Source organism: Methylophaga sp. UBA5088 (assembly GCF_002414625.1).
GTDB lineage: Bacteria > Pseudomonadota > Gammaproteobacteria > Nitrosococcales > Methylophagaceae > Methylophaga > Methylophaga marina.
Map to the genome: position 1 here is coordinate 8996 of NZ_DIAC01000053.1, position 5852 is coordinate 14847.

Below are 5852 nucleotides of genomic sequence, written 5' to 3' on the forward strand. Positions count from 1 at the left end.
TTGAATTCTGGCTGGAAAACAAGCTGATTGGGGTAGCTGTGACAGATTTTGTCATCAACGGGGCCTCAGCTTTTTATACTTTCTTTGATCCTGACCTTGCTAAACGTAGTTTAGGGACATTTGCCATTCTTAAACAAATTGAATTAGCCAAAAACTATGATCTTTCATGGCTTTATCTGGGGTATTGGATCGCCGAGAGCCCTAAAATGTCATATAAGACTAATTTTTCAGGATTAGAGGGTTATTACACCGATTGGCAGAAGTTAGATAAAAAACTTTGAATAATCAGTCATTTTACGGCAAAATGGTTCTTTTTTATTCAAGAACATTAGAGTTTATGGCAAAAGAAGAACATATTGAGTTTGAAGGCACAGTAATCGATACCATGCCTAACACTACATTCCGTGTTGAACTGGAAAACGGCCATGTGGTTACAGCGCATATTTCAGGCAAAATGCGTAAAAACTATATTCGTATTCTTACAGGTGACAAAGTCACTGTACAGCTGACGCCATACGATTTAACTAAAGGTCGTATTGTCTACCGCGCACGCTAACCCTACCTCACCCGGCCACGTCAGTGGCAAAGCGTCAAAAATAAACTCTTATAACACCATAAATTTCATCTGAATTAATCTAATTCAGATGAAATCTGGCTGTTTATGCTGACCAAATAACTGCTTCAACCCTACTAAGCACATCAGAATAAAGGCAACCAATGTCCAAGCAGGAATGCTGAGATTGAGGAAGGTCCAAAGGACGTCTGCGCATTCACCTGAGCCCTTCAATACCATATCAACGGCTTGACTCAATGGGAAATTTTCTAAGATAAAGTTCAACCCTGGACCACAACTAGGTATCTGATCTTCCGGTAGATTTTGAATCCATACATGTCGAGCGGATATAGCGGCACCCAGTCCCGCTGCCAAGAAAACCAAGAACCCATAAATTCGTCGTCCTGTTGTCACGGGATTGTGAATAGCACCTATCAAAAAGAACACACCAGCAATAAGTACCATCACACGTTGCAGGATACACAAGGGACAAGGTTCCAGATGTTCAATAAACTGAAAGTAACCAGCGATAAGCAACATACTCAAACAGGCAAGAAAGCCAAAGAGAAAGACGCCACGAAATGAGTTCAAAACAGACTCCTTAAGTCGATTAATCTGTGCTAAGTTAACCTAAAAGACGCAAGGATAAAAGGAGTAAGGCAATGAATGAAGATAATTTAGAAAAAAAACTCACCGATGCCTACGATAAAATGATGGAACGTCTGAATAACTTCTTGGATGAAGCTGAGCAACAGGCTGTGCCAACCCTGCAGCGAAACCTTGATAAGGCCAAACAGCAAGCGATTGAATTACGTGAACTTACCCAAGAAGAAGCTGAAATAATCGCCACTTATATACGACGCGATTTACATGATGCAGCTGATTATCTTGAATCAACAGGAAAAACATTCTCAACATGGCTGACCTTTGATTTACAGCTTGTTGAAGCACGATTACTGGATTTATTTGCTACTGTGGCAGACAAGACGCGACTGGAATTAGACCAGTTAGCCCAGCAGGCCACTAAGCTTCAGCAGTACCACACAGGGGAAGTAACAGGGATTGGTGCCCTTTACTGTGAATCATGCGGTTGTGAATTACATTTCAAAAAAACAAGTCGCATCCCCCCTTGCCCGAAATGTCATAAAACCACTTTTAACAGAAAAAAGCCGAGTTAAACGCCTTATTCCCAGTACCAACCACCGTGTTGAATTAACGCATTCAACACCTGCTCTGCGCCCTCATATTGCCGGAGTGATTCCCATTGCTGAAGGCTTATGGGTAACACTCCAGTCAGCATATTCATCATCGATTGATAGGATGCTGAAAGAGTCAATTTTTCCCCAGCAATAAACAGAAACAGATGGTTTTCGCTTTCTGTCCAAGCCATTCTAATATAGCGATTGCGCTGTAATATGCCACCAGATTCAAACTGAGTGGATAAAGACATTGGGTCGTTATCTTGGATATATTCATCAGCTAACCACTCCAGTGATGGTTTAGTCTGAGTAACTAAACGACCAACTGCTGACTGTAGAAGTGTATCAGACTGGTTGATAGTATCGATCAAGCTTTGTTTGAAGCGTGCCATCGCTCTTTTATCAATCTTTGTTTCACTTGTATTCACATTCAAATCAGGATCACTGTAGTGCAAGTCTCCCATCTCTGAATCAGCAAGCTCTTGCAGGTAAGCATCCAGCAGCTCTGTTTGCGTCGGCGCTCTGAAGCCAATTGAAAACGTCATACAGTCATTCTGCGCCACACCATGATGAGCAAAGTGTGGCGGTAAATACAGCATATCACCGGGCTCCAGATCCCAGCTTTCATCAGCTGTAAATTCCGACAGAATTTTCAGATCTAGCCCTTCAATTAAACGGGTTTCTAAAAGGGGTTCAGCCCCGACTTGCCAGCGTCGAGTCCCCTTTGCTTGCAGTAAAAACACATCGTAACCATCCGTATGGGGCCCGACACTCCCACCAATGGGGGCATAACTAATCATCAGATCATCACGTCGCCAGTCAGGGATAAAATCAAAACAACGTGTAATGTCTATTAATTCAGGTTCATGCTTATCCATATCCTGAACCAATAGCGTCCAATGTGATGCAGGTAATGCCTCAAAATCATCTTCTGAAAAAGGGCCATGACGACACAACCATGGACCAGTGCTGGCGTGTTCTTCAATAAGCCGTGACTCCACATCCCCCAGACAAGCAAAGCCTGTAAGCTCTTCAGGGGTAATAGGTGATTCAAAATCAGGAAAGGCTTGCCGAATCAGTAGTGGTTTTTTTTGCCAGTACTCATCTAAAAACGTTTGTTGAGATAATCCGGTATTAAAAAACTCACTCATAATTGTCCTGCATGAAATAACACTCTGGCAAAGTCACCGTTGCCATCACTATACACTTCTACTCGACTCAGACAGGCAAAAGGCACATCAATATGGAAAAGGGCTTGTAACGGCATCGATAAAATATGCGCCAATAATAATCTGATGACACCCGCATGTGTGACTAGAAGAATATGTCGTTGCTGATACTGCTTCAACATGGCTTGCCAGGCTAAAATACAACGTTGTTGGAAGGCAATTAACGTTTCAGCTTGAGGCGGTGTATTGAAGACAGGGTCATCATAAAAAGCAAAAAAATGATGAGGGTCGTTTTTCTCTATGGTCTCTGCTGTTTTTCCTTCCCACTGGCCAAATGACATTTCAATAAATCTTGGCTCATATGCCAGACTTAGACCAGTATCCCGACATAAATCTACCGCAAAACTGGCACAGCGAGACAGTGGTGAGGTAATAATCTGCTGCCAGGGTAACTCATCCGTCAGCACAGATTGCATCTGTTCACGTCCAATTTCAGTCAGCAAATAATCTTGCTGCCCTCGATAAACTCCCTCACCTTCCGTCTCACCATGCCGCAGTAAATCAATAGTCGTGACAGACATGTCAGTCGATAGGCTCCACAGTAAAGACGACGTTGTTTAAAGCAATAATCCTGACTTTTTTTCCGGCTGGACTATCATTTCCCTGAATTTTCCATGTCGAATCATCCAGCTTGATTTTGCCAACACCATCAACAATCGGTGTCTGTAAGGTGATAACTCGACCTATGTATTGCTCGCCTCTTTTATTCAAATTGGGTTGATCACTCAGCAAAGGGTGTTCGCGTAAATATTGTCGCCAGACCACAATACTGATGATGGATAACAAAGCAAAAATTAATAACTGATACTGCCAGGATAGCGCCGAAAAAAAGAATAAAAACAGTCCTGTAACGAAGGCCGCGATCCCCATCCATAGAGCAAAAAAAGTCGGCAACAGTATTTCAATGATAATCAGACCGACACCTAATACCCACCAATGCCAAAAATCAATGACAAAAGGCATGATTAGGCTCCTTTTTTATTGAACGCTTCTTTGGCAAGTTCTGCGATACCAGCAACTGAACCTATAACATTGCTGGCCTCAAGTGGCATCATGATGACTTTATGATTATCGGCTGACGCCATATCTTTCAGTGCTTCAACATATTTCTGTGCGACGAAGTAGTTCACAGCCTGTACGTCACCTTTCGCGATGGCTTCTGACACCATCATGGTCGCTTTGGCTTCTGCTTCAGCTAAACGTTCACGTGCCTCAGCATCACGCATGGCGGCTTCAAGACGACCTTCCGCTTCTAATACAGCAGCCTGCTTTTCACCTTCTGCTCGTAAAATTTCAGACTGACGATGGCCTTCCGCTTCCAGGATGGATGCCCGTTTTGTTCTATCCGCTTTTAACTGGCGACTCATCGCTTCTACTAAACCTTGATCCGGTTCCAGATCTTTAATTTCGATCCGGGTAACTTTCACGCCCCATGGTGTGGTTGCATCATCAACTACGTTCAGCAAGCGCGCATTAATATCATCACGTTTTGATAACAGCTCATCCAGATCCATAGACCCCATAACGGTACGGATATTGGTCATGGTGAGATTCAATATCGCATTATCCAGACCACTCACTTCATAAGCTGCTTTAGCTGCTTCAATGACCTGAAAGAACACCACGCCATCCACCCTGACAGTGGCGTTATCTTTAGTGATGATTTCCTGAGAAGGCACATCAAGAACCTGTTCCATCATATTTATTTTTGAGCCGATACGGTCAATAACAGGTACGATCAAATGTAATCCGGGTGATAAGGTTCGTGTATAACGCCCAAAACGTTCAACGGTATACTCACGTCCTTGCTGAACAGCTTTGACGCCCATCATGATGACAACCACCATAAGTACGACAATAATCAGTACAAAACTTGAAAACCCATCCATTATTTCACCCTCTTGTTTATCGACATTGATCAAACATACTGTTTAAATGATAGCAGTATTGCCACGACAGATTGTTTATCACTTGAATAATAGGTTTTATTCAGTGGACAATACATAGAAATACTTCCCGAATAGAGTCATTATGAAAATACAACGCCTGTTTATATCACTGTTTGCCTTATTCCTTCTTACAGGCCTAAGCACTAATGCAGCAGCTCAACAATGGTATAAAGCAGAACTCGTTGTTTTCGAAAGATATAGTGGTGCCAATGCCGAACACTGGCCAGAAATGCGCAGCATCAACAGTGGCAGCTTAAGCCCAGGTTCAAATAACAACCGAATAAAACCGGCCGGCACAGGCTTATTATCTGGCGTCGCATCCCGTCTGAACAATGCGTCTAATTATCGCGTGCTCTATCATCAGGCTTGGCAGCAGCCGATTTTGAGCAAAGGCAGCGCAAGAAGTGTTCAAATTAACTCGAGTAATGGTCTGGTAGAAGGCCAAATCAAACTTTACCGGGTTAACTATCTTCATGCTGATATTGATATCTGGTTTAAAGAAAACGGTAACGTACCTGTAAGTAACTCAGACTCGAATAGTGAGTCAGTTACCTATCCCAATAACCCTCGCCTTAGCCAAATTCGACGCATCCGTAGTAAAAGTCTCATTTACTTTGATCACCCACGTGTAGCAGCCATTTTAGAAATTGTCCCTGTAGCGACGCCTGCTTCAGCGGTTTCTAAAACGCCGGAAACATATTCGCTACCAGAAAATTAATCGCTATAGTCGCTCGATAACATGAGCGATAATCGATTTTACATCATCAATACCATTAGCCAGAGTTTGCTGAATTTCAGTCATCGTCAGCACGTTCTCAGTTTTACCAGCCGCCCAGTTTGCAACAATAGCGAGAGTTGCATAGCGTAGCTCGGCTTCTCTGGCCAGACAGGCTTCTGGCATCCCCGTCATCCCGACCAGGTC

Annotated in this window: 8 protein-coding genes and 2 pseudogenes; 4 read left to right on the plus strand and 6 right to left on the minus strand. The window is 43.2% G+C overall.

The window, feature by feature from the left end; all coding sequences use genetic code 11:
- Both B4K20_RS07370 and infA read left to right on the plus strand, forming a co-directional pair.
- Positions 1-281: pseudogene (locus tag B4K20_RS07370) on the plus strand (arginyltransferase); the annotation flags it as partial.
- A 56-nt stretch (positions 282-337) separates the two neighbouring features.
- Complete coding sequence (infA, locus tag B4K20_RS07375; protein ID WP_007145816.1) at positions 338-556, plus strand: translation initiation factor IF-1; 219 nt, start codon at positions 338-340, stop codon at positions 554-556.
- 84 nt (positions 557-640) lie between these two features.
- Here infA and B4K20_RS07380 read toward each other — a convergent pair whose 3' ends face one another.
- Positions 641-1144 carry a disulfide bond formation protein B gene (locus B4K20_RS07380; protein ID WP_289243913.1) on the minus strand — a complete coding sequence of 168 codons (504 nt, stop codon included), beginning with the start codon at positions 1142-1144 and terminating at the stop codon, positions 641-643.
- 71 nt (positions 1145-1215) lie between these two features.
- Here B4K20_RS07380 and B4K20_RS07385 point away from each other — a divergent pair, with 71 nt between their 5' ends.
- Positions 1216-1731: a zinc ribbon-containing protein gene (locus B4K20_RS07385; RefSeq protein ID WP_289282429.1), complete on the plus strand. Its 516-nt coding sequence runs from the start codon at positions 1216-1218 to the stop codon at positions 1729-1731.
- A gap of 5 nt (positions 1732-1736) precedes the next feature.
- Here B4K20_RS07385 and B4K20_RS07390 read toward each other — a convergent pair whose 3' ends face one another.
- Genes B4K20_RS07390 through B4K20_RS07405 form a run of 4 tightly spaced genes read right to left on the minus strand, consistent with a single transcriptional unit; the run spans position 1737 to position 4870 of the window.
- The gene (locus tag B4K20_RS07390) at positions 1737-2903 is read right to left on the minus strand and encodes a cupin domain-containing protein (protein WP_289282430.1); all 1167 of its coding nucleotides are present in this window, start codon (positions 2901-2903) and stop codon (positions 1737-1739) included.
- Positions 2900-3502 carry a histidine phosphatase family protein gene (locus B4K20_RS07395; protein ID WP_289282431.1) on the minus strand — a complete coding sequence of 201 codons (603 nt, stop codon included), beginning with the start codon at positions 3500-3502 and terminating at the stop codon, positions 2900-2902. The genes B4K20_RS07390 and B4K20_RS07395 overlap by 4 nt, the downstream gene beginning before the upstream one ends.
- Position 3503: 1 nt before the next feature.
- Positions 3504-3944 carry an NfeD family protein gene (locus B4K20_RS07400; RefSeq protein WP_289282432.1) on the minus strand — a complete coding sequence of 147 codons (441 nt, stop codon included), beginning with the start codon at positions 3942-3944 and terminating at the stop codon, positions 3504-3506.
- A gap of 2 nt (positions 3945-3946) precedes the next feature.
- The gene (locus B4K20_RS07405) at positions 3947-4870 is read right to left on the minus strand and encodes an SPFH domain-containing protein (RefSeq protein WP_286305301.1); all 924 of its coding nucleotides are present in this window, start codon (positions 4868-4870) and stop codon (positions 3947-3949) included.
- 142 nt (positions 4871-5012) lie between these two features.
- Between B4K20_RS07405 and B4K20_RS07410 the strand changes: the two genes are divergently transcribed.
- Entirely contained in the window at positions 5013-5648 is a 636-nt protein-coding gene (locus B4K20_RS07410) for a CsiV family protein (RefSeq protein ID WP_286305302.1), read from the plus strand.
- A gap of 3 nt (positions 5649-5651) precedes the next feature.
- On the opposite strand, the pseudogene B4K20_RS07415 reads toward B4K20_RS07410, so the two are convergent.
- Positions 5652-5852 (minus strand): annotated as a pseudogene (locus tag B4K20_RS07415) (S-methyl-5'-thioadenosine phosphorylase); the annotation flags it as partial.